The organism is Rodentibacter ratti, assembly GCF_002000485.1.
Lineage (GTDB): Bacteria > Pseudomonadota > Gammaproteobacteria > Enterobacterales > Pasteurellaceae > Rodentibacter > Rodentibacter ratti.
Genome location: NZ_MLAJ01000003.1, coordinates 160,385 through 182,403 on the forward strand (window position 1 = coordinate 160,385; position 22,019 = coordinate 182,403).

The window sequence follows — 22,019 nt, forward strand, 5'->3', positions numbered from 1 at the left end:
ATATCACCGCTAAAGTGCGGTCAGTTTTTTCAATATTTTACATTGATTCCGTGAAAGTACGGGTAATCACGTCTTGTTGTTGCTCTTTGGTTAAAGAGTTAAAGCGAACAGCGTAACCGGATACACGAATGGTTAATTGTGGGTATTTCTCCGGATGTTCCATCGCATCTAACAACATTTCACGATTCAACACGTTAACATTTAAGTGCTGCCCCCCCTCAACCGTTGCTTCATGGTGGAAGTAACCATCCATTAAGCCCGCAAGATTACGACGTTGTGCTTCAGCATCTTTACCTAATGCATTTGGCACAATAGAGAAAGTATAAGAAATACCGTCTTTCGCATAAGCAAACGGAAGTTTAGCCACCGATGTTAAGGAGGCTACCGCACCTTTTTGGTCACGACCGTGCATTGGGTTTGCCCCCGGTCCGAACGGTGCACCGGCACGACGACCATCTGGGGTATTCCCTGTTTTCTTACCATATACGACGTTAGAAGTAATGGTAAGCACAGATTGAGTAGGCACTGCGTTACGGTAAGTTTTAAGTTTTTGAATTTTCTTCATAAAACGTTCAACTAGATCACAGGCAATGTCATCTACACGGTTGTCGTTATTACCATATTGTGGATATTCACCTTCAATTTCAAAGTCTATGGCAACGTTAGAGGCAACCACATTGCCGTCTTTATCTTTAATGTCACCACGAATTGGTTTCACTTTCGCATATTTGATTGCAGAAAGTGAGTCTGCCGCCACAGAAAGACCGGCAATACCACACGCCATAGTACGGAATACATCACGATCATGTAACGCCATTAATGCTGCTTCATACGAATATTTATCATGCATATAGTGGATAATGTTTAGGGCGGTGACATATTGTTTTGCCAACCAATCCATAAAGCTATCCATACGGGTCATAACAGTATCAAAATCTAAAACTTCATCTGTAATTGGCGCAGTTTTCGGACCTACCTGCATACCTAATTTTTCATCGATACCGCCATTGATTGCGTACAATAAGGTTTTTGCCAAGTTTGCACGTGCACCGAAGAATTGCATTTGTTTACCAACAATCATCGGTGATACACAACATGCGATTGCATAGTCATCGTTGTTGAAGTCAGGACGCATTAAATCGTCATTTTCATACTGAACAGATGAGGTATCAATAGAAACTTTTGCACAGAAACGTTTGAAGTTTTCCGGTAATTGTTCAGACCAAAGAATAGTGAGGTTTGGTTCCGGAGAGGTTCCCATGTTGTAAAGAGTATGCAAAATACGGAAAGTATTTTTGGTAACTAATGTACGGCCATCTAATCCCATACCTGCGATGGTTTCGGTTGCCCACATAGGGTCACCGGAGAATAATTGATCGTATTCAGGGGTACGCAAGAAGCGAACCATACGCAATTTCATCACTAAGTGGTCAACTAATTCTTGGGCTTCCACTTCAGTGATTTTGCCAGCTTTTAAGTCACGTTCGATATAAATATCGATGAAAGTCGCTGTACGACCAAATGACATTGCCGCACCATTTTGTGATTTGATCGCCGCTAAATAAGCAAAATACATCCATTGGATCGCTTCTTGTGCGTTAGTAGCAGGATTAGAAATATCGTAACCATAACTTGCTGCCATTTGTTTCATTTGAGCAAGAGCACGATGTTGTTCTGCGATTTCTTCACGTAAGCGAATAGTTGCTTCAAGATCTACGCCGTTTTCAAGGTTATCTTGTAAAGAAGAGAATTGAGCGTATTTATCTTTCATTAAGAAATCAACACCATAAAGTGCAACACGGCGGTAATCCCCAATGATACGACCACGACCATAAGCATCCGGTAAACCGGTCAACACACCTGATTTACGGCAACGTAAAATATCCGGTGTATAAACATCGAATACCCCTTGGTTGTGGGTTTTACGATATTCAGTAAAAATTTTCTTCACTTTAGGATCAAGTTCACGACCATAAACTTTGCATGAACCTTCCACCATTTTGATACCGCCGAATGGCATAATCGCACGTTTTAAAGGGGCATCGGTTTGCAGACCAACGATTTTTTCTAAATCTTTGTTGATATAACCCGGTGCGTGAGAAGTAATTGTTGATGGCGTATGTTCATCAAAATCTAATGGCGCGTGTGTACGGTTTTCAATTTTAATTCCTTCCATCACCGATTCCCAAAGTTTAGTGGTTGCTTCGGTCGGGCCAGCTAAGAAAGAATCATCGCCTTCATACGGTGTGTAGTTTTTTTGAATAAAGTCGCGTACATTGACATTTTCTTGCCAATCACCGCCGGTAAAACCGGCCCAAGCAACTTTTTGCGCTTCATTAAGTTCTGACATAGTCATTTCCTTTGTTAATTAATAAAAATAATTTGTTTCAATTCATTAGTGGGATTTTGTTAAGTAACGTTGAAATAAACCAATGCAAATTGCACCACCCACTATATTTCCCAACGTTACCGGGATTAAATTCTTTACGATAAAATGATAGACATCCAAATCAGCATATTTACTCGCTTCAATGCCTAACTGCTGCCAAAATTCCGGACTACTATAATGGGCAGTAACAATCCCCATCGGAATCATAAACATATTTGCAACACAGTGTTCAAAGCCTGAGGCAACAAATAAACCAATCGGCATAATCATAATAAATGCTTTATCTACAACGGTTTTGCCCGAATAAGATAACCAAACAGCCAAGCACACCATGATGTTACATAAAATGCCTAAATTAAATGCTTCAAACCAAGTATGGTGAATCTTATGTTGTGCCGTATTAAGAATGGTTAAGCCCCATTGTCCGTTTGCCGCCATCGTTTGACCGCCAAACCAAATAAGCGCAACAATAATCAAGCCACCGACAAAATTACCTAAATATACGGCAATCCAGTTGCGAATCATTTGCCATGTTGTAATCTTTCCACCAACCCGTGCAATAAATGTGAGTGTTGATGAAGTAAAAAGTTCAGATCCTAACAACACCACCATAATCACACCAATCGAAAACACTAAACCACCAATTAATTTAGTCATTCCCCATGGGGCACCTGCAGACGCAGTTTGTGTCGTTGTATAAAAAACAAATGCCAATGCAATACATGCACCAGCATTAATACCAGACATAAAAGAAAGAAACGGACGCTTTTTTGCTTTATAAACAGCGGCACTTTCTGCAAAATCTGTCGCTTCAACAGGTGTTAATGCTAGCGTAGAGGAATTTTTAACATCTGACATAAAATACCTAAATATGATGATTTCTTTTTCGTACTACAATCATGGGTATTCTACTCTCTTAGGTATTCTTTGCAAGAGACACGCTATGTTATCTAAACAAAATTTGATATTTTGCAAGTTTTGTTAAATTTGTCTAATTTTGATAAGAAAAAAGGCTTGGAAAATCCAAGCCTTATATTCTTCTTTATTTGCGAAATTATTCGCCCAAACGCTCTTTAATACGAGCAGATTTACCTGAACGTTCACGTAAGTAGTAAAGTTTCGCTTTACGCACCGCACCTTTACGTTTAACAGTGATGGAATCTACTACCGGAGAGTGAGTTTGGAATACACGCTCAACACCCACACCGTTTGATACTTTACGTAAAGTAAATGCAGAGTGCAAGCCACGGTTACGAATTGCAATAACCACGCCTTCGAATGCTTGCAAGCGACGTTTGCTTCCTTCTACTACCCATACTTTAACTTCTAAAGTATCACCCGGGCGGAAGCTAGGTACGTTTTGTTTTAATTGTTCTTGTTCAAGTTGTTTGATAATGTTAGACATTTTTTGATCCTTAATTGATCTAATGATCCTAGAATTAACTGAGTTTACTGTTATTTTCCGTTTTCACTTCTTTTAACAGCTTACATTGTTCGTCAGTCAGAGCTAGGCCTTCCAATAGCTCAGGGCGACGGAGCCACGTTCTCTCAAGCGATTGTTTTAACCGCCATTTGCGAATTTCTTCGTGATTCCCCGACATCAGCACAGGTGGAACGGTGAGCCCTTCTAAAACTTCCGGTCTAGTGTAATGTGGACAATCTAGCAAACCATCGACAAAAGAATCTTCTTCTGCGGAAGCCTGTTTGCCTAATACACCGGGAATAAACCGCGCAACTGCATCAATTAATGTCATTGCCGGCAATTCACCTCCGGTTAAAACGTAATCGCCGATTGACCATTCTTCATCAATTTCAGTTTGAATCAATCGTTCATCAATCCCTTCATATCGCCCGCACACTAAAACCAATTTTTGATTCTGTGCCAACTCTACAACACCGGATTGATCGAGTTTACGTCCTTGTGGTGAAAGGTAAATCACCTTTGCACCTTCTCCCACAACCGCTTTTGCTGCGTGAATAGCATCCCGTAAAGGCTGCACCATCATTAGCATTCCCGGCCCACCACCATAAGGGCGATCATCGACCGTTTTATGCTTATCTCGTGTAAAATCACGAGGATTCCAGCATTGCACTTGCAAGAGATTTTGTTTTACGGCTCTACCGGTTACCCCAAATTCCGTAATTGCTTTAAACATTTCAGGGAATAAGGTAATTATTCCAATCTGCATAATTCAGCCTTACTCTGTTTAAAACTGACGACATTACGTTCGAGCATACCTGAGATTAGAAACCAGCGTCCCAATCCACTTCAATTGTTTTCGTGGTGAGATCGACTCTTTTAACTACTTGTTCATACAAAAACGGAATTAACCGCTCTTGTTTTCCAAAAGCATCTTTGCTATTGGCTTTGACGACCAGTACATCATTTGAACCGGTTTCCATCATTTCCGTGACCGTTCCCATCGTATAGCCTTGAAGATTGACGACTGAGCAACCGATTAAATCGTGCCAGTAATAATCGCCTTCTTCCAATTCAGGAAACACGGAGAGATCCACACCAATTTCAACATTTGCTAAAACTTGGGCTGCTTCACGATCATCCGTACCTTTTAGCTTTACAATCAGTTCGTGATTATGATGACGCCAATTTTCAAGCTCTGTTGGCTGCCATTGTCCTTTGATTTTTAAAAACCAAGGTTGATAATCAAAAATGCTTTCAGCATATTCGGTTGATGAATAAATACGTAACCACCCACGGATACCATAGGTTGAGCCTAATTTGCCCACAACTTCAATACGTTGTTGTTCCATATTTTTCACCTATCTCTACTCAAAAGCGAATTAAGCGGCTTTTTGAGCTTCTTTTACCAAACACGCAACGCGATCAGATAATGACGCACCTTGACCTACCCAGTGATTTACACGGTCTAAGTCAATACGAAGACGTTCAGCATTACCTTGTGCAATTGGATTGAAGAAACCTACACGCTCAATGAAACGACCGTCACGTGGTGAACGGCTGTCAGCGACTACGATTTGATAAAAAGGGCGTTTTTTAGCTCCGCCACGAGATAAACGAATGGTTACCATAACCTTCCTCTAATTATTTGATGATTAAAAGAATATTTCTAAGCTCGAAAGTCACTTAAAAATATAGCTTACTTTTTTCTCTGTATATATAGACAAAAAGCCTGAGGATTTTACACTTTTTGAACAAAAAGGCAAGCTAAAAACAGCATTAGGGAAATGAAAATTCTGTAGAAAAAACGACCGCACTTTATAAAAAGTGCGGTCAATTTATTCAGTGTTTTTAGAGATTAATAAACCCCTTGTGCCAACATCGCATCAGCCACTTTCACAAATCCGGCAACATTTGCCCCCACCACATAATTGATGTTCTCTTGACCTTCTACTGTACCGTATTTTTTACAGTTTGCATGAATATCTAACATAATGCGGTGTAATTTGGCATCTACTTCTTCCGCTGTCCAATACAGGCGTTGTGAGCTTTGTGCCATTTCTAAACCAGATGTTGCGACTCCGCCGGCATTAGCGGCTTTACCCGGTCCGAATAACACACCGGCATCTAAAAATGCGTCTGTTGCTTCAATAGAAGTCGGCATATTTGCGCCTTCTGCCACTAATTTCACACCGTTTGCAATCAAGCCTTTTGCATCGTCAATTTCAAGTTCGTTTTGGGTCGCACAAGGAAGAGCGATATCCACTTTCACTTCCCAAGGGCGTTTACCTTCCACATATTGCAAACCAAACTGTGTTGCATAATCTTTTACACGACCACGTTTAACATTTTTAATCTCAAAAAGTGCGGCCAATTTTTCGGAAGTAAAACCTTCAGGATCATACACATAACCGGAAGAATCCGAACAGGTCACCACTTTTGCACCTAATGATAACGCTTTTTCGATAGCATATTGCGCCACATTTCCTGAACCGGAAACAGAAACCACTTTACCTGCGAAACTATCGCCTTTTTCGGCTAACATAGCTTGTGCGAAGTAAATCAATCCGTAACCTGTTGCTTCCGGACGAATTAAACTTCCGCCGAAAGATAAGCCACGGCCGGTGAAAACACAGGCGGCTTGATTTGATAATTTTTTCATATAACCGGCAAGATAGCCTACTTCACGTCCCCCTACACCGATATCACCGGCAGGCACATCGGTATCAGCCCCGATATGACGATATAATTCCGCCATCAATGCCTGACAAAAACGCATCACTTCCGCATCAGATTTCCCTTTAGGATCAAAATCCGAGCCACCTTTGCCACCGCCCATCGGTAATGTTGTGAGGGCATTTTTGAAAATTTGTTCAAAGCCCAAAAATTTTAAGATTGAAAGATTCACAGAAGGGTGGAAACGCATACCCCCTTTGTAAGGTCCAATGGCACTATTAAATTGCACACGAAATGCACGGTTTACTTGAACTTGACCTTGATCATCTGTCCAAGCGACACGGAATTGAAATGCCCGCTCCGGCTCGACTAAACGTTCTAATAAGGCTTCAGAACGATACTTCGGGTTGGCTTCCAAAAACGGCCAAATAGAAGTGAAAACCTCACGAACCGCTTGTAAAAATTCAGGCTGGTGGCTGTCACGTTGTGCGACTTTCGCTAAAAATTCGTCTAAAGATGAGACTGTTGACATACTGTGTTTCCTTCTTAAGTTTTGATGTTATCTGTGTTTGTTTTATTATGAGCAACCGTTTGCGAACGGCTAGAACACAATATGCAATGACTCGTTTAACATTGCAATGATTTTTTTAAGGAAAAAATGAATAAAAAAGAAAAAACGAGAAAATATCTAATATTTTCTCGTTTTTATTAAACAAAATTTAATTTTCGTGATGAATATCACATTTTTACATAAAAAAACTATTTATTTTTGTTTTCCAAATACAACCATTCTGCGACTTGTTTGGCAAAATAAGTCAAAATACCATCTGCCCCAGCCCGTTTAAAACAAAGAAGGGATTCCATAATACATTCTTTTTCTTTTAGCCAACCATTTTGAATAGCTGCCATGTGCATGGCATATTCACCGGAGACTTGATAAGCAAAAGTCGGTACGCCAAAATGTTTTTTCACACGATAAACCATATCCAAATAAGGCATCCCCGGTTTCACCATCACCATATCCGCCCCTTCCTGCAAATCCAGTGCGACTTCTTGCAAGCCCTCATCACCATTTGCCGGATCAAGTTGATAGGTTTTCTTATCACCGCCTTTCAGATTACCGGAAGAACCGACCGCATCACGGAAAGGTCCATAATAATTTGAGGCATATTTTGCGGAATACGCCATAATTTGTGTATTGATAAAACCTTTTTCTTCTAGGGCTTGGCGGATACGCCCGATACGTCCGTCCATCATATCACTTGGTGCAACAATATCCGCTCCGGCTTCCGCATGAGAAAGTGCTTGTTTTATTAAAACATCTGTTGTGATGTCGTTTAATACATAACCTTCCTCATCAATAATGCCGTCTTGCCCATGAATAGTATAGGGATCAAGTGCCACATCCGTTAGCACGCCCAATTCCGGATACGCCGTTTTTAAGGCTTTCACCGCACGCTGCACCAAACCGTTCGGATTATAGGCTTCTTCCGCCATTAAGGTTTTTTTGTTTTGTTCAATCACAGGAAAAAGAGAAATTACCGGCACACCGTATTTCACCAAAAGTCCGGCTTCAACCAATAATTGATCAATAGTTAAACGTTCCACGCCCGGCATAGAAGGAACCGCTTCACGATAATTTTCACCTTCTAAAATAAACACCGGATAAATTAAATCATCTGCTGTGAGTTTGTTTTCAGCGACCAAGCGGCGGCTAAAATCATGTTTACGTAAACGGCGTAAACGACGGGTTGGAAATCCTGTAAAAATTTGTTGGGTCATATTGCTATCCTTTTACTGACTATTTATGACAAGAAAGGGGGCAATGCCCCCATTTGTTATTCTGTTTTTTCTTCCGAATTTTTAACCGCACTTTCTTCAGTATCATCTTTGGGTTGGTAGAAACGAGCGACAAGCAAACCCAGTTCAAACAATAACCACATTGGTACAGCAAGTAATGTTTGAGAAAACACATCAGGCGGTGTAAGAATCATCCCGATAAAAAATGCGGCGACAATAATATAAGGGCGTTTTTCTGCAAGGGCTTTTACTGTTGTGACACCTGTCCAACAAAGTAAAATGATCGCAATCGGTACTTCAAAACAGACCCCAAAGGCAAGGAATAAGGCCAAAGCAAAATCGAGGTAGCTACTAATGTCCGTTGCAATCGCCACACCTTCCGGGGCGGTTTGCGTGAAGAAACCGAAAACAAAGGGAAACACCACGTAATAGGCAAAAGCGACACCGCAGTAAAATAAAATCGTACTGGAAAACAGTAACGGATAAATCATTCGCTTTTCATGTTGATACAATGCCGGGGCAACAAATGCCCAAATTTGATAAAGCAAATAAGGTACCGAAATAAACACGGAAACAATTGCCGTCAATTTAATCGGCGTGAAAAAAGGGGTTTGAATATTCGTTGCTATCATCGTTGCACCTTTCGGCATCACCTCTGTCAAAGGAGAAGCAACGAAATGATAAATATCATTAGAAAAATACACCAAACCAACAAAGATCACCGCAATACAAATCACACAACGCAACAAGCGGTTTCTTAATTCGACGAGATGGCTAATAAGGGGTTGAGATTCATCCACGTGATTCATAAAAACTCTCTATGATTGGGATTTTGGAGCCGGGGCGACATCCATATCATCCGGTGGATAATAATCAGACAAGCGCTCGGTTAATTCAGCTTGTTCATGGGGTTCAAGTGTGGTCAGATCTGAAGGCGTTTTTTCATCGGTTTCCACGCTTTCATTCTTTGTTAGGCTATCACTTGAAACCCTATTTTCGTCCGGTTTAATATTTTCAGCCGCACTTTTAAGTTCTTTGATCTGTTCTTCCACCGTTGTCCCCGCTGCTGCGGCTTTTGATTCTAACTCGGCGCGCATTTTATCTGCCTGCACCTTTAAGTCTTCAACGGTTTTACTTAACTCAGGCGAAAGGCTCTGCAAATTCAGGGATTCCGCTTTCTTAATGCTATCCTGTAGTTCTTGCAATTTCAGCTCTTGTTTTAATTCATTTTGAACATTAGCGGCTAACCCACGGATGGTCTTCACCCACCCCATTACGGTTCTGATTGCAACCGGCAAACGTTTAGGGCCTAGCACCACTAAGCCTACAATCATTAATAAAACAAGTTCGGAAAAACCAATATCAAACACGGGTTATGCCTGTTCTTTCTCTTTTGTTGTTTCAGTTTTTGCCGTTTCGTTGTTGTTATCAATGGATTTAAATTCAGCATCTTTGGCTTTTGGCTCATCATCTTGCATTGCCTTTTTAAAGCCTTTTACCGCCGCACCAAGATCAGCCCCTGCATTTCTCAATTTTTTCGTACCAAAAACCAATAAAATCACTACTAATAAGATAATCATTTGTGCCGGAGATAAACCAAACATAATAAAAACTCCCTTCTTCTGAAAATAAAAAATTTGGGCTGAATATACTCTTTTTGACCTCATTGAACAATAGCCAAAGCGAATTATTTTCTCATCAACAATAGAAAGTACGGTGCATTTTATGGGAGAATTAAAAGTTGGAAGAATGGCAAAAATTGCTATAATCACCGCTCATTTTCAGAAGGAAAGATAAATATGCATTCAATTTCTTATTGGCAACGCTTAAAAGTTGCTTTTCAATATGTGATGCCTCAACTTTATTTAACTCAATTTGCCGGCTGGTTTGCAAAGCAAAAATGGGGCAAAGTCACACATCTCGCCATTAAAGCCTTTGCGAAAAAATACAACATTGATATGAGTATTGCGCAAAAAGAACAATTTAATGAATATGAAAGTTTCAACGAGTTTTTTATTCGCCCGTTAAAAGACAACGCCCGCCCAATTAACCAAAATCCGACCGCACTTTGCCTACCGGCAGACGGTCGAATCAGTGAATGTGGTCATATTGACGATAACCGTTTATTACAAGCCAAAGGGCATTTTTTCCGTTTAGAGGATCTATTGGCAGAAGATAACGAATTAGTGGCTGCCTTTAAAAATGGTGAGTTTGCCACCACTTATCTTTCACCAAGGGATTATCACCGCGTGCATATGCCTTGCGACGGTACATTGCGCAAAATGATTTATGTTCCCGGCGATTTATTTTCGGTTAATCCGTTTTTAGCCCAACACGTGCCGAATTTATTTGCCCGTAACGAGCGGGTGATTTGTGTGTTTGATACAGAATTTGGCACCATGGTACAAATTTTAGTCGGCGCCACTGTCACTGCAAGTATAGGGACGACTTGGGCAGGAGTGATTAATCCGCCACGTCATAATGAAGTGAAAACCTGGACTTATGAAGGTGAAAGTGCGGTGAAATTAACCAAAGGTCAGGAAATGGGCTGGTTCCAACTTGGCTCTACCGTGATCAATTTATTCCAAGAAAATCAAGTACGATTGGCAGATCATCTCAGTGTCGGCGAGCCGGTTCGCATGGGTGAAATTTTGGCATACAAAAAGTAATTTTTAACAAAGGAAAACAGCATGAATTTTGCACAAATTAAACTAGAAAGTCTTTCTGAAAAAGGCAGTTATGGTATCGGTTTACAAATCGGTCAACAATTATTAGACAGCCAAATGGAAATCACCGTTGAAGCAGTAGCAAAAGGGATTTTCGATGCGATTAATCACAATCAACCAGCATTAGATATCAATGAATTAATGCTTTCCGTACAACAACTTCAACAACAAGCGGCACAAGCACAACAGGCTAAATTCAAAGTAATTGAAGAAGAAGGCAAAGCTTTTTTAGCGGAAAATGCCAAAAAAGCTGGTGTCACCGTCACGGACAGCGGTCTTCAATATGAAATTATCACTGAAGGCACTGGAGCGAAACCGTCAGCTACGGATAAAGTGCGTGTTCACTATACCGGCACATTACCAAACGGCACCGTATTCGACAGTTCCGTATCACGTGGTCAGCCTGCGGAATTTCCGGTCAATGGCGTAATTCGTGGTTGGGTGGAAGCATTACAAATGATGCCTGTAGGTTCTAAATGGAAATTGACTATCCCACACGAGTTAGCTTACGGTGAACGTGGTGCAGGTGCTTCAATCCCACCATTTTCTACCCTGGTATTTGAAGTAGAATTATTAGATATTCTTTAATCTCAAAAATAAAAAGAGCGGTTGATTTTCAGTGTGAATTTCAACCGCTCTTTAGTTTTCCTAAGCTTACTATTTTCTCGATTTTCTTGATTTTTTAGATTTCTTATACCGTTTCTCTACTTTTTTATATCCTACCGAATAGCCCTTATCCCAAGCCTCACGCTGTGCCGAAGTCGTATTTCCGCAAAACTGAATTCGTTGACTGAGCTGATTTTCCCGATATGTGGGAAAATCCTTACCTACACGATAGCCATCTAAATACCAATCATCTATATCTTGACAAACAATGGTATTTAAACGCTTGATATGCCCATTAACGGAAATAGGCGATCTTGATGATAATCTCCCCTGTGTTTGTACGCACGCAGTTAAAGTTAAGATTATTATCGTTAAAATAAGGTTTTTCATTCCCCTTTCCTATAAATCACTGATTTTTATAAAATAATCATATCATCACGGTGAAGGGCAACGGAGCCATATTCATAGCCCAAAATAGCTTCAATTTCTTGAGATTTTTTTCCCTTGATTAACAATAACGCATCACTGTTATAGCGTGGCATACCAAGTGCAATATTTTTTCCACCCTGATTACGAATTTTCACTACCTCACCACGGGAGAAACGTCCTTCCACCGCCACAATCCCGGCCGGCAAAAGGGATTTATTTTGCACAAGCATGGCTTTTTCTGCCCCCTCATCAATAGTGATCGCGCCCGCTGAAGGGGCGGCAAATAACCATTGTTTGCGGCTTTCTAAACGATCTGCCTGATGGGCGGTAAATTTCGTGCCAATATCCTGTTCGTGTGCCAAATCCACAATGACATTTGAACGATTACCCGGAGCGATAATCGTCTCAATACCGGAACGGGTTGCCACATCAGCGGCAATAATTTTGGTACTCATCCCCCCAGTACCCAACGTTGTACCGCTTCCCCCTGCAATGGATCGAATATGATCGGTGATTTTATCCACCACCGGAATCAATTTTGCCGCCGGATTTTTACGTGGATCACTGTCAAATAACCCTTGTTGATCCGTTAAAAGATAAAGTTGTTCCGCTTGCACCAAAATCGCCACCAATGCCGATAAATTATCATTATCCCCTACTTTAATTTCCGCCGTCGCCACCGCATCATTTTCATTAATGACCGGGATAATGTGATTATCCAAAAGGGCGTGTAACGTATCACGGGCATTGAGAAAACGCTCGCGATCTTCAATATCCGCACGGGTCAATAAAATCTGCCCGATATGAATATCGTAAATTGCAAATAATTTTTCCCAAGCCTGAATAAGTTGGCTTTGCCCGACTGCCGCTAATAATTGTTTGGAGGCAATGGTCGGAGGCAACGTAGGATGATTCAAATAATGACGACCTGCGGCAATCGCACCGGAGGTCACGATCACAATCCGAAAGCCCTCATGATGAAGTTGTGCGATCTGTCTGACAATTTCCATCATATGTGGCGAATTTAATTTCGGTGAACCTTGAGTTAAGGTGCTCGTACCAAATTTGACAACAATGGTTTTCTTGTTCATTTTTTCTCTATTTTAGCCTTAAAAAACGGCGTTTACGTTATCACTAAATTTATTAAAAAGCATTAATTTTATGCTGTGCTATGGTATATTTCCCAACTCAACAAGGAGTTTTTATGACATTCAGTTTAATTGTTGCCACCACGCTCAACGGCGTAATTGGCAAAGATAACCAAATGCCCTGGCACCTGCCAGCTGATCTTGCTTGGTTTAGAAAAAATACCACGGGGAAACCGGTCATTATGGGGCGTAAAACCTTTGAAAGTATTGGTCGCCCTCTGCCAAAACGGGTCAATATCGTATTATCTCGTCAGCCTTATAAATATGAAGGCATCATCTGGAAAAACAGCCTTGAAAGTGCGGTTGATTTTGTCAAAGATTCTGAAGAAATTATGCTGATTGGCGGCGGTGAACTCTTTAAGCAATATTTACCCCAAGCAGATAAACTCTATTTAACCCAAATTCAAGCCGAAATGGAGGGCGATACCTTTTTCCCAGTCTTAAATTGGGCAGAATGGCAGATTGAATTTGAAGAATACCGAGAGAAAGACGAGAACAATCCTTACGATTGTCGGTTTTTGATTTTAGTGAGAAAGTAAAAAAGTGCGGTAAAAATGACCGCACTTTTTGTATTTGAAATTTATTGTCTTGCGACAACTTTGCCATCGGCATAATCCACAGTAACAAGGCTGCTTGGGAGCAATTTACCGGAAAGGATTTGTTGTGCCAACGGATTCTCGATCTCTTGCTGAATCGCACGTTTTAACGGACGTGCGCCATAAACCGGGTCATAGCCCACTTCACCAATGAAATCAATGAGTGCTTCACTGAACACAATCTCATAACCACGGGTTTCCATACGTTTTGCCAAGCGTTCTAATTGGATACGAGCGATAGCTCGAATATTTTCTTTCGCAAGCGGATGGAATACCACGGTTTCATCAATACGGTTGATAAATTCCGGACGGAAATGTTGCCCCACCACCGACATCACGAGGTTTTTCATTTCATCATAGCCTTCACTTTGATGCTCCTGAATTAAATGGGAACCCAAGTTAGAGGTCATAATCACCACCGTATTACGGAAATCGACGGTTCTGCCTTGTCCATCGGTTAAACGCCCGTCATCCAACACTTGTAACAAGATATTGAAAACATCAGCGTGTGCTTTTTCCACTTCATCAAGCAAAATCACGGAATAAGGGCGACGGCGGACAGCCTCAGTTAAATAACCGCCTTCTTCATACCCCACATAACCCGGAGGCGCACCGACTAAACGGGAAACACTGTGTTTTTCCATAAATTCCGACATATCAATACGCACCATGGCATCGTCGCTGTCGAAGAGGAATTTTGCCAAGGTTTTACACAATTCCGTTTTCCCTACCCCCGTTGGACCAAGGAATAAGAACGAACCAATCGGACGATTCGGATCAGACAATCCTGCACGGCTACGGCGAATAGCATTGGCAACGGCATCCACCGCTTCATTCTGACCGATTACGCGTTTGTGTAATTCTTCTTCCATGCGCAACAGTTTTTCTTTTTCCCCTTCCATCATTTTAGACACAGGTATCCCTGTGGCTTTGGAAAGCACTTCTGCGATTTCTTCATCGGTCACACGATAACGCAATAAGCTCATTTCTTTGCCTTCGCTGGTTTCAGCTTGAGCCAGTTGTTTTTCCAATTCAGGAATACGTCCGTATTGGAGCTCCGACATTTTACTTAAATCACCGGCACGGCGGGCTTGCTCCATTTCGGTTTTCGCCGCATCAAGTGCTTGTTTAATATGTTGTGAACCGGAAAGTGTGGCTTTTTCGGATTTCCAAACTTCTTCCAATTCCGCATATTCACGTTCTTTGTCAGCCAGTTCTTTTTCTAAGGTTTCCAAACGTTTACGGCTCGCCTCATCTTCTTCTTTTTTCAAAGCTTGTTGCTCCAATTTCAGTTGGATAATACGACGTTCAAGACGATCGAGCGGTTCCGGTTTGGAATCAATTTCCATACGAATACTGGATGCCGCCTCATCAATTAAATCAATGGCTTTATCTGGTAATTGACGATCGGAAATATAACGATGTGAAAGGGTCGCCGCCGCCACAATCGCCGGGTCGGTAATATCCACATGGTGATGAATTTCATAGCGTTCTTTTAAACCACGCAAAATCGCAATGGTGTCTTCCACGCTCGGTTCGTCCACAAACACTTTTTGGAAACGGCGTTCCAATGCGGCATCTTTTTCGATATATTGACGATATTCGTCCAAGGTTGTCGCACCCACGCAATGCAATTCACCACGCGCCAAACTCGGTTTTAACAAGTTGCCGGCATCCATCGCACCGTCGGTTTTTCCTGCGCCCACCATGGTATGAATTTCATCAATAAACAGAATGACTCTACCCTCTTCTTTTGCCAATTCATTCAATACCGCTTTCAAACGCTCTTCGAATTCACCACGATATTTTGCGCCGGCAATCAACGCCCCCATATCTAAAGAGAGGACACGTTTATTTTTCAATCCTTCCGGCACTTCTCCATTGACAATACGCTGTGCCAAACCTTCTACAATCGCCGTTTTACCCACGCCCGGTTCACCAATTAAAACCGGATTATTTTTAGTCCGGCGTTGTAAAACTTGAATAGTGCGGCGGATTTCTTCATCACGTCCGATTACCGGATCAAGTTTGCCGCTTTCTGCCCGTTTTGTTAAATCAATGGTATATTTTTCAAGAGCTTGTCTGCTTTCTTCTGCATTTTGATCGTTCACGCTTTGTCCTCCACGAATTTGTTGAATCGCTTGCGCAATTTGTTCTTTTTTCGCACCGCACTTGGTTAAAATATCTTTTAACGAGCCCCGTTCTTCTAATGCGGCAAGCAAAAACAATTCACTTGAAATAAACTTATCTTGTCTTTGTTGAGCGAGTTTGTCGCATAAATTCAATAAGTTAAGTAATTGGCGGGAAATTTGCACATCGCCGCCATTGCCGGAAACCTGTGGCAATTTATTTAGCTCTTGATTTAATTCGTTACGCAATAAGGCAACATTTACCCCACTTGCGGTTAAAATCGGCGCAACGGAGCCGTCCTGTTGGTTTAAAAGTGCGGTCAATAAATGCACCGGTTCAATAAACTGATTATCTTTGCCAAGCGCAAGCGACTGTGCTTCACTCAAGGCTTTTTGGAATTTTGTGGTAAATTTTTCTATATTCATTTCTCTTTTCCCTATTCATTGATATTCAATTTGGCTTTCGCCGTTCACACAGGGTAAGTAAGATCATTTGAGATGATTTCAAGGGGAAAAATGAAATATTTTTGATTTTACCTATCAATTAAATTGAGATGATAGGTTTATCCAACCAAAATATCAAAGAGAGGCACATCCCAATGTTCAATAGGCAAAGCGTCAATTTGCTGACAAGCATGTGCCAAACCAATAGGAAGAAAGAATTTTTGTTGCCAATTCTGCAAGGTTCGATCATAAAAACCTCCACCCATACCGAGACGATTACCTTGTTTATCAAAGGCAACCAAGGGAGTAAAAAGAATATCCAACTCATTGATTGGTAAAACATTTTGAACATTCAATTTTGGCTCCCAAATACCAAAATGATTTTGCATCATCGGCGTGTCGGGCAAATAACGTAAAAAGAGCAAATGATTTTTCGCAAAAGGATGTAAGACGGGCAAAAATACCTTTTTATTTTTATCCCAAAGTTTTTTTATCAAATCTTGAGTGGAAATTTCACCGTCAAAAGAAAGGTATAATGCAATATTTTCTGCCTGACGACGTTCAATTAAATCAAGGGCTTGACGTGTAACGGCTTGTTCTGCCTGTTGCTGTTGAAGTGCGGTTAAACTCGCTCGCGTTTTTCGGATTTGACGACGAATTTGTTGGCGTTGTTGCTGAATGTTCATAGAGATAAAAAGAAAGAACCCGGAATGCCGTTGTGGGTGGCAGTCCTTGAACCCGATGGTTCAAGGAAATCGATAAGGTCATTTTCAGGTTTCTTAATTCCTTTATTTTTCAGGAGAAGAATAAAGGCAAAGCCTACACACCAATGACGGGAAACCGATTTATAAGATTTTAAGTATCGGCTCAGGGACATAACCCATTAGCGAACATTCCAGGAAATCTTTATGAGGTTATACTAACGAAAAGTAGGCATTTTTGCCAGACTTTATTTTTGAAATCTGCGATCTTGCTCACAAATTATTCTCTTGTTGAGAGAATGCTCCCCAATGAATGATCCAACTGCTGAATACGCGTTTTCAAAACATCTTCAATTTGCGCATTTTTATTTTTTTCCTGCGTAAGCTCAAAACTTAAATTCAACGCAACAATAGACAATACGCGATCAAGCTGAATCAATCCCGTTTTTTCTTTCATTTCGGAAACCAAGGCATCTAAATGGCGTGCGGCTTGGCGCAACGCATCTTCTTGATCCTGAGGTACATTTAAACGTAATACTTGCCCTAATACGACAATTTCAACCAGTTTTAATGACATTGTATTCCCTTTAATTGGTATTTTTGAGTGGGAAATATTATGCCATAGGCAAACTTTCCCGTCATATCTTTTACACGCAATCAGTGAGCCTAGCTGTTCGCGCCCTTTCTGAATTTACGTTATAATGCGCTCACTTTATCACATTGAATGAGATTTTTATGGCACAGATCGCAGCAAACCCACTGGTCTTAGTGGACGGTTCTTCTTATTTATATCGAGCGTTTCACGCATTCCCCCCATTAACCAATTCTGCCGGCGAACCAACCGGCGCAATGTATGGCGTATTAAATATGCTCAAAAGCCTGATTTCGCAGGTACAACCGAGCCATATTGCGGTGGTGTTTGATGCCAAAGGGAAAACTTTCCGTGACGAACTGTTCGAACAATACAAATCCCACCGCCCGCCCATGCCGGATGATCTCAGAAAGCAAATTCAACCTTTACACGATATGATTCGCGCCCTTGGCATTCCCCTTTTAGTGGTGGAGGGTGTAGAGGCTGACGATGTCATCGGAACCCTCGCCACGCAGGCTTCCCAAAAGGGTAAAAAAGTGCTGATCAGCACAGGCGATAAGGATATGGCGCAGCTGGTGGATGACAATATTATGCTCATCAATACGATGAACAATAGCTTATTAGATCGAGAAGGTGTCATTGAAAAATATGGTATTTCGCCGGAACTCATTATTGATTATCTGGCACTGATGGGCGATAGTTCGGATAACATTCCCGGTGTAGCCGGTGTGGGTGAGAAAACTGCGCTTGGGCTGTTGCAAGGAATTGGTAGTATGGCCGATATTTATGCCAATCTCGACAAAGTGGCCGAATTACCTATTCGTGGGTCGAAAAAGCTCGGCGAGAAATTATTGGCAGAAAAGCAAAATGCGGATTTGTCTTACACCCTTGCCACCATTAAAACCGATGTGGCATTAGATATCACGCCAGATGAATTATTACTCGGTGAAAGTGATAATGACCAGCTGATCGAATATTTCGGGCGCTATGAATTTAAACGCTGGCTGAGTGAAGTAATGAATGGCTCAGATTCTATCACACAGGCTAACGAGCAAGCGGTTAAAATCAATCCATATCAAGCCACACCAACTGTTTCTGCTGAAAGTGCGGTTGAAAATCAGCCTAAATTTCAAATTGATCGCAGCCAATATGAAACCCTTCTAACAGAAGCGGATTTAACCCGTTGGATTGAGAAATTATCAAAGGCTCATTTATTCGCCCTCGATACGGAAACAGATAGCCTGAATTATATGATAGCCAATCTCGTTGGGCTTTCTTTTGCCCTAGAAAATGGTGAGGCCGCTTACCTTCCGTTGCAATTGGATTATCTCGGTGCGCCAAAAACTCTTGAAAAAACCACCGCACTTTCCGCCCTCAAACCCATTCTTGAAAATGCCGACATAAAAAAAGTGGGACAAAATATCAAATATGATCTCACCATTTTGGCTCGCAACGGTATTGATGTGCGAGGTGTGGCATTTGATACCATGTTGGAATCCTATGTGTTGGATAGCACCGGTCGCCACAACATGGACGATCTCGCCAAACGCTATTTAGGACATCAAACTATCAGTTTTGAAGAGATCGCCGGCAAAGGGAAAAATCAACTGACTTTCAATCAAATCCCCTTAGAACAAGCAGCCGAATATGCAGCGGAAGATGCGGATGTCACCATGAAACTCCAGCAGGTTTTATGGGAAAAATTACAAGATAAACCGAGCCTAACCGCACTTTTTGAAAACATTGAATTGCCATTACTCAGTGTCCTTTCACACATGGAACGAACCGGTGTGTTAATTGACAGTGATGCATTGTTTATACAATCCAACGAAATCACCGCAAGATTGACCGCACTTGAAACGCAAGCCTATGAACTCGCCGGGCAAACCTTCAATCTCGCCTCCACCAAACAATTACAAGAGATTTTGTTTGATAAGTTGGGCTTACCGGTTTTACAAAAAACGCCAAAAGGTGCGCCATCCACAAACGAGGAAGTATTGGAAGAATTGGCTTATAGCCATGAATTACCCAAAGTCTTAGTGGAACATCGAGGCTTGAGCAAATTAAAATCCACCTACACGGATAAATTGCCGCAAATGGTGGATCCGAACACAGGACGTGTCCATACCTCCTACCATCAAGCCGTCACAGCCACAGGGCGTTTGTCCTCCAGCGATCCGAATTTACAAAATATTCCGATCCGCAATGAAGAAGGTCGCCGCATTCGTCAGGCTTTTATTGCGCGTGAAGGTTATTCTGTGGTGGCGGCCGACTATTCTCAAATTGAATTGCGTATTATGGCGCATTTATCTCAGGATCAAGGGTTGATTAACGCCTTTGCGCAAGGTAAAGACATTCACCGCTCCACCGCCGCGGAAATTTTCGGTGTGCCATTGGATAACGTCACAAACGAGCAACGCCGCAACGCCAAAGCTATTAACTTCGGCTTGATTTACGGTATGTCATCTTTCGGGCTTTCCCGCCAACTTGGAATTTCCCGTGCCGATGCGCAAAAATATATGGATTTATATTTCCAGCGTTATCCGGGCGTACAAACCTTTATGCAGGATATCCGCGAAAAAGCGAAAGCACAGGGCTATGTGGAAACCTTATTCGGTCGCCGTTTATATTTGCCGGATATTAACTCTAGCAACGCCATGCGCCGTAAAGGGGCAGAACGGGTTGCCATCAACGCGCCAATGCAAGGTACGGCGGCAGATATTATTAAACGAGCGATGATTAAACTTGATGAGCTTGTTCGCCACGACCCTGATATTGATATGATTATGCAAGTGCACGATGAATTAGTGTTTGAAGTGCGGTCGGAAAAAGTGGAATTTTTTAGCCAACTCATCAAACAAAATATGGAAACCGCCGCCGAATTGGTCGTGCCGCTTATTGTGGATGTAGGCGTAGGGAAAAATTGGGATGAAGCCCATTAATGTTCAATAAAGGCAAAATTATTCATAACTTAGTTTTTTGAAAAAGATGATGTACGAAGAAAGATTACAGCAAATTGAAAAACCACTACTTTATATTGTCAAACGTGATGTTGTCCCGGCACTTGGCTGCACCGAGCCGATTTCCCTCGCCCTCGCTTGTGCTACGGCAGCAAAATACTTAGGCAAAACCCCTAGCAAAATTGAGGCTAAAGTTTCCGCCAATTTGATGAAAAACGGTTTAGGTGTCGCCGTACCGGGAACAGGTATGGTGGGCTTGCCTATTGCAGCGGCAATCGGCGCCTTAGGTGGAGATCCTGACGGCGGGCTGGAGGTGTTAAAACAGATCACCGCACAACAGGTTTCAGCTGCAAAAGCCATGCTTGCGCAAAAACAGGTGAGTGTCGATATTCACCCAACGGAGCATATCCTCTACTCAGAAGCGGTGCTTTTCGCAGATGACGATTGGGTCAAGGTCGCTATTCAAGATCAACATACCAATGTGATTTTGATTGAAAAAAATGGCGAAATCCTCTTTGAAAAAACTGAAAATGAATGTGCCGATACTGATCCTTATGAAATTTTCAAACAAGTCACCGCACGTGAAATTTTTGAATTTTCCTGCGAAGTTGCCTTAGATAAAATTCGCTTTATCGGACAAGCCGGCGAACTCAATCGTGCCCTTTCCAATGAAGGCTTACGGGAAAATTACGGCTTACATATTGGGCGAACCTTGCGTAAACAAGTAGGGAGCGGTTTAATTTCAGACGATTTACTTAGCAAAATTATGATCGAAACCACGGCAGCTTCCGATGCCAGGATGGGCGGCGCTACCTTGCCTGCCATGAGTAATTCCGGTTCAGGAAATCAAGGTATTGCGGCGACTATGCCTGTGGTGGTCGCTGCCGATTATTTGAACGTCGATGAAGAAAAACGCCTCAGAGCCTTATTTTTATCACATTTAATGGCGATTTATATTCACAGTAAACTGCCGAAATTATCCGCACTTTGTGCCGTCACCACAGCTTCGATGGGAAGCTGCGCCGGCATTGCCTATTTGCTGACGGGGAAATTTGAAACCGCCAGCATGGGGATTTGCAGTATGATCGGCGATATCAGCGGCATTATTTGCGACGGTGCGGCAAATAGTTGTGCAATGAAAGTCTCCACCAGCGTGGCATCGGGTTATAAATCCGTGTTGATGGCAATGGATGAAACTCACGTGACCGGCAATGAAGGCATCGTTGAACACGATCTCGATCGCACTATCGACAACCTCTGTGCCATCGCCTCAAAAAGTATGCAAAATATCGATCGCCACGTCATTGAGATTATGGTGAACAAACCTTGCCCTTAGTTTTTTGTAAAAAATATCCCCAAAGGTTATATAACCAATTAAGGGGATTTTCCCAATAATGTTTGCA

21 protein-coding genes and 1 other RNA gene are annotated in these 22,019 nt (G+C 41.9%); 5 read left to right on the forward strand and 17 right to left on the reverse strand.

The window, feature by feature from the left end; genetic code table 11:
- Positions 1–37 precede the first annotated feature (37 nt).
- The 11 genes from pflB to tatA form a co-directional block, all read right to left on the reverse strand.
- Positions 38–2,350 (reverse strand): formate C-acetyltransferase, encoded by a 2,313-nt coding sequence (gene pflB, locus BKG94_RS03840; RefSeq protein WP_077434383.1) that lies wholly within the window; start codon positions 2,348–2,350, stop codon positions 38–40.
- 45 nt (positions 2,351–2,395) lie between these two features.
- A complete protein-coding gene (gene focA, locus BKG94_RS03845; RefSeq protein ID WP_077434385.1) occupies positions 2,396–3,247 on the reverse strand; it encodes a formate transporter FocA in 852 nt (283 codons plus the stop codon).
- A 196-nt stretch (positions 3,248–3,443) separates the two neighbouring features.
- Positions 3,444–3,794, reverse strand: coding sequence for a 50S ribosomal protein L19 (gene rplS, locus BKG94_RS03850; RefSeq protein WP_049358025.1), 351 nt, complete (start codon positions 3,792–3,794; stop codon positions 3,444–3,446).
- A 34-nt stretch (positions 3,795–3,828) separates the two neighbouring features.
- Complete coding sequence (gene trmD / locus BKG94_RS03855) at positions 3,829–4,578, reverse strand: tRNA (guanosine(37)-N1)-methyltransferase TrmD (RefSeq protein WP_077434387.1); 750 nt, start codon at positions 4,576–4,578, stop codon at positions 3,829–3,831.
- Positions 4,579–4,633: 55 nt separating this feature from the next.
- Positions 4,634–5,161, reverse strand: a complete 528-nt coding sequence (gene rimM, locus BKG94_RS03860; RefSeq protein WP_077434389.1) for a ribosome maturation factor RimM — start codon at positions 5,159–5,161, stop codon at positions 4,634–4,636.
- Between the two features lie 30 nt (positions 5,162–5,191).
- Positions 5,192–5,440, reverse strand: coding sequence for a 30S ribosomal protein S16 (gene rpsP / locus BKG94_RS03865; RefSeq protein WP_018356451.1), 249 nt, complete (start codon positions 5,438–5,440; stop codon positions 5,192–5,194).
- A gap of 227 nt (positions 5,441–5,667) precedes the next feature.
- Positions 5,668–7,017 carry an NADP-specific glutamate dehydrogenase gene (gdhA, locus tag BKG94_RS03870; protein WP_077434391.1) on the reverse strand — a complete coding sequence of 450 codons (1,350 nt, stop codon included), beginning with the start codon at positions 7,015–7,017 and terminating at the stop codon, positions 5,668–5,670.
- A gap of 227 nt (positions 7,018–7,244) precedes the next feature.
- The gene (hemB, locus tag BKG94_RS03875; protein ID WP_077434393.1) at positions 7,245–8,267 is read right to left on the reverse strand and encodes a porphobilinogen synthase; all 1,023 of its coding nucleotides are present in this window, start codon (positions 8,265–8,267) and stop codon (positions 7,245–7,247) included.
- Positions 8,268–8,323: 56 nt separating this feature from the next.
- The gene (gene tatC, locus BKG94_RS03880; protein ID WP_077434395.1) at positions 8,324–9,094 is read right to left on the reverse strand and encodes a twin-arginine translocase subunit TatC; all 771 of its coding nucleotides are present in this window, start codon (positions 9,092–9,094) and stop codon (positions 8,324–8,326) included.
- A 9-nt stretch (positions 9,095–9,103) separates the two neighbouring features.
- Positions 9,104–9,655, reverse strand: a complete 552-nt coding sequence (gene tatB, locus BKG94_RS03885) for a Sec-independent protein translocase protein TatB (protein WP_077434397.1) — start codon at positions 9,653–9,655, stop codon at positions 9,104–9,106.
- 3 nt (positions 9,656–9,658) lie between these two features.
- The gene (gene tatA, locus BKG94_RS03890) at positions 9,659–9,889 is read right to left on the reverse strand and encodes a twin-arginine translocase TatA/TatE family subunit (RefSeq protein ID WP_077434399.1); all 231 of its coding nucleotides are present in this window, start codon (positions 9,887–9,889) and stop codon (positions 9,659–9,661) included.
- A gap of 195 nt (positions 9,890–10,084) precedes the next feature.
- On the opposite strand from tatA, the gene asd reads away from it, so the two are divergent.
- Together asd and bamJ are read left to right on the forward strand one after the other, a co-directional pair.
- Positions 10,085–10,954, forward strand: coding sequence for an archaetidylserine decarboxylase (asd, locus tag BKG94_RS03895; RefSeq protein ID WP_077434401.1), 870 nt, complete (start codon positions 10,085–10,087; stop codon positions 10,952–10,954).
- Positions 10,955–10,975: 21 nt separating this feature from the next.
- On the forward strand, positions 10,976–11,599 hold the full coding sequence (gene bamJ / locus BKG94_RS03900; RefSeq protein WP_077434403.1) for a BamJ family beta-barrel-assembly machinery protein: 624 nt from the start codon (positions 10,976–10,978) through the stop codon (positions 11,597–11,599).
- A 69-nt stretch (positions 11,600–11,668) separates the two neighbouring features.
- Here the strand turns inward: bamJ and BKG94_RS03905 are convergent, their stop codons facing one another.
- Positions 11,669–12,007 carry a hypothetical protein gene (locus BKG94_RS03905; RefSeq protein WP_077434405.1) on the reverse strand — a complete coding sequence of 113 codons (339 nt, stop codon included), beginning with the start codon at positions 12,005–12,007 and terminating at the stop codon, positions 11,669–11,671.
- Between the two features lie 26 nt (positions 12,008–12,033).
- Positions 12,034–13,137 (reverse strand): glutamate 5-kinase, encoded by a 1,104-nt coding sequence (proB, locus tag BKG94_RS03910; protein WP_077434407.1) that lies wholly within the window; start codon positions 13,135–13,137, stop codon positions 12,034–12,036.
- Positions 13,138–13,250: 113 nt separating this feature from the next.
- Here proB and folA point away from each other — a divergent pair, with 113 nt between their 5' ends.
- A complete protein-coding gene (folA, locus tag BKG94_RS03915; protein WP_077434409.1) occupies positions 13,251–13,733 on the forward strand; it encodes a type 3 dihydrofolate reductase in 483 nt (160 codons plus the stop codon).
- Positions 13,734–13,774: 41 nt separating this feature from the next.
- On the opposite strand, the gene clpB is transcribed toward folA, so the two are convergent.
- The 4 genes from clpB to BKG94_RS03935 all read right to left on the reverse strand — a co-directional run bounded on the left by clpB (position 13,775) and on the right by BKG94_RS03935 (position 17,641).
- Complete coding sequence (gene clpB, locus BKG94_RS03920; RefSeq protein ID WP_077434411.1) at positions 13,775–16,345, reverse strand: ATP-dependent chaperone ClpB; 2,571 nt, start codon at positions 16,343–16,345, stop codon at positions 13,775–13,777.
- Positions 16,346–16,482: 137 nt separating this feature from the next.
- Complete coding sequence (locus BKG94_RS03925) at positions 16,483–17,049, reverse strand: 5-formyltetrahydrofolate cyclo-ligase (RefSeq protein ID WP_077434551.1); 567 nt, start codon at positions 17,047–17,049, stop codon at positions 16,483–16,485.
- 12 nt (positions 17,050–17,061) lie between these two features.
- Positions 17,062–17,268: non-coding RNA, 6S RNA (gene ssrS, locus BKG94_RS03930), on the reverse strand.
- 76 nt (positions 17,269–17,344) lie between these two features.
- The gene (locus BKG94_RS03935; protein WP_077434413.1) at positions 17,345–17,641 is read right to left on the reverse strand and encodes a cell division protein ZapA; all 297 of its coding nucleotides are present in this window, start codon (positions 17,639–17,641) and stop codon (positions 17,345–17,347) included.
- A gap of 158 nt (positions 17,642–17,799) precedes the next feature.
- Between BKG94_RS03935 and polA the strand changes: the two genes are divergently transcribed.
- Together polA and BKG94_RS03945 are read left to right on the forward strand one after the other, a co-directional pair.
- Positions 17,800–20,598 carry a DNA polymerase I gene (gene polA, locus BKG94_RS03940; protein WP_077434415.1) on the forward strand — a complete coding sequence of 933 codons (2,799 nt, stop codon included), beginning with the start codon at positions 17,800–17,802 and terminating at the stop codon, positions 20,596–20,598.
- A gap of 49 nt (positions 20,599–20,647) precedes the next feature.
- On the forward strand, positions 20,648–21,952 hold the full coding sequence (locus BKG94_RS03945) for an L-cysteine desulfidase family protein (protein ID WP_077434417.1): 1,305 nt from the start codon (positions 20,648–20,650) through the stop codon (positions 21,950–21,952).
- Positions 21,953–22,019: the final 67 nt, after the last annotated feature.

Bases quoted from the DNA above. Each gene is read 5' to 3' on its own strand.
- trmD (WP_077434387.1), bottom strand. From the start codon at position 4,578: ATGCAGATTGGAATAATTACCTTATTCCCTGAAATGTTTAAAGCAATT.
- pflB (WP_077434383.1), bottom strand. From the start codon at position 2,350: ATGTCAGAACTTAATGAAGCGCAAAAAGTTGCTTGGGCCGGTTTTACC.
- asd (WP_077434401.1), top strand. From the start codon at position 10,085: ATGCATTCAATTTCTTATTGGCAACGCTTAAAAGTTGCTTTTCAATAT.
- tatA (WP_077434399.1), bottom strand. From the start codon at position 9,889: ATGTTTGGTTTATCTCCGGCACAAATGATTATCTTATTAGTAGTGATT.
- rimM (WP_077434389.1), bottom strand. From the start codon at position 5,161: ATGGAACAACAACGTATTGAAGTTGTGGGCAAATTAGGCTCAACCTAT.
- polA (WP_077434415.1), top strand. From the start codon at position 17,800: ATGGCACAGATCGCAGCAAACCCACTGGTCTTAGTGGACGGTTCTTCT.
- tatC (WP_077434395.1), bottom strand. From the start codon at position 9,094: ATGAATCACGTGGATGAATCTCAACCCCTTATTAGCCATCTCGTCGAA.
- folA (WP_077434409.1), top strand. From the start codon at position 13,251: ATGACATTCAGTTTAATTGTTGCCACCACGCTCAACGGCGTAATTGGC.
- rplS (WP_049358025.1), bottom strand. From the start codon at position 3,794: ATGTCTAACATTATCAAACAACTTGAACAAGAACAATTAAAACAAAAC.
- BKG94_RS03905 (WP_077434405.1), bottom strand. From the start codon at position 12,007: ATGAAAAACCTTATTTTAACGATAATAATCTTAACTTTAACTGCGTGC.
- BKG94_RS03925 (WP_077434551.1), bottom strand. From the start codon at position 17,049: ATGAACATTCAGCAACAACGCCAACAAATTCGTCGTCAAATCCGAAAA.
- hemB (WP_077434393.1), bottom strand. From the start codon at position 8,267: ATGACCCAACAAATTTTTACAGGATTTCCAACCCGTCGTTTACGCCGT.
- clpB (WP_077434411.1), bottom strand. From the start codon at position 16,345: ATGAATATAGAAAAATTTACCACAAAATTCCAAAAAGCCTTGAGTGAA.
- proB (WP_077434407.1), bottom strand. From the start codon at position 13,137: ATGAACAAGAAAACCATTGTTGTCAAATTTGGTACGAGCACCTTAACT.
- BKG94_RS03945 (WP_077434417.1), top strand. From the start codon at position 20,648: ATGTACGAAGAAAGATTACAGCAAATTGAAAAACCACTACTTTATATT.
- focA (WP_077434385.1), bottom strand. From the start codon at position 3,247: ATGTCAGATGTTAAAAATTCCTCTACGCTAGCATTAACACCTGTTGAA.
- BKG94_RS03935 (WP_077434413.1), bottom strand. From the start codon at position 17,641: ATGTCATTAAAACTGGTTGAAATTGTCGTATTAGGGCAAGTATTACGT.
- gdhA (WP_077434391.1), bottom strand. From the start codon at position 7,017: ATGTCAACAGTCTCATCTTTAGACGAATTTTTAGCGAAAGTCGCACAA.
- bamJ (WP_077434403.1), top strand. From the start codon at position 10,976: ATGAATTTTGCACAAATTAAACTAGAAAGTCTTTCTGAAAAAGGCAGT.
- rpsP (WP_018356451.1), bottom strand. From the start codon at position 5,440: ATGGTAACCATTCGTTTATCTCGTGGCGGAGCTAAAAAACGCCCTTTT.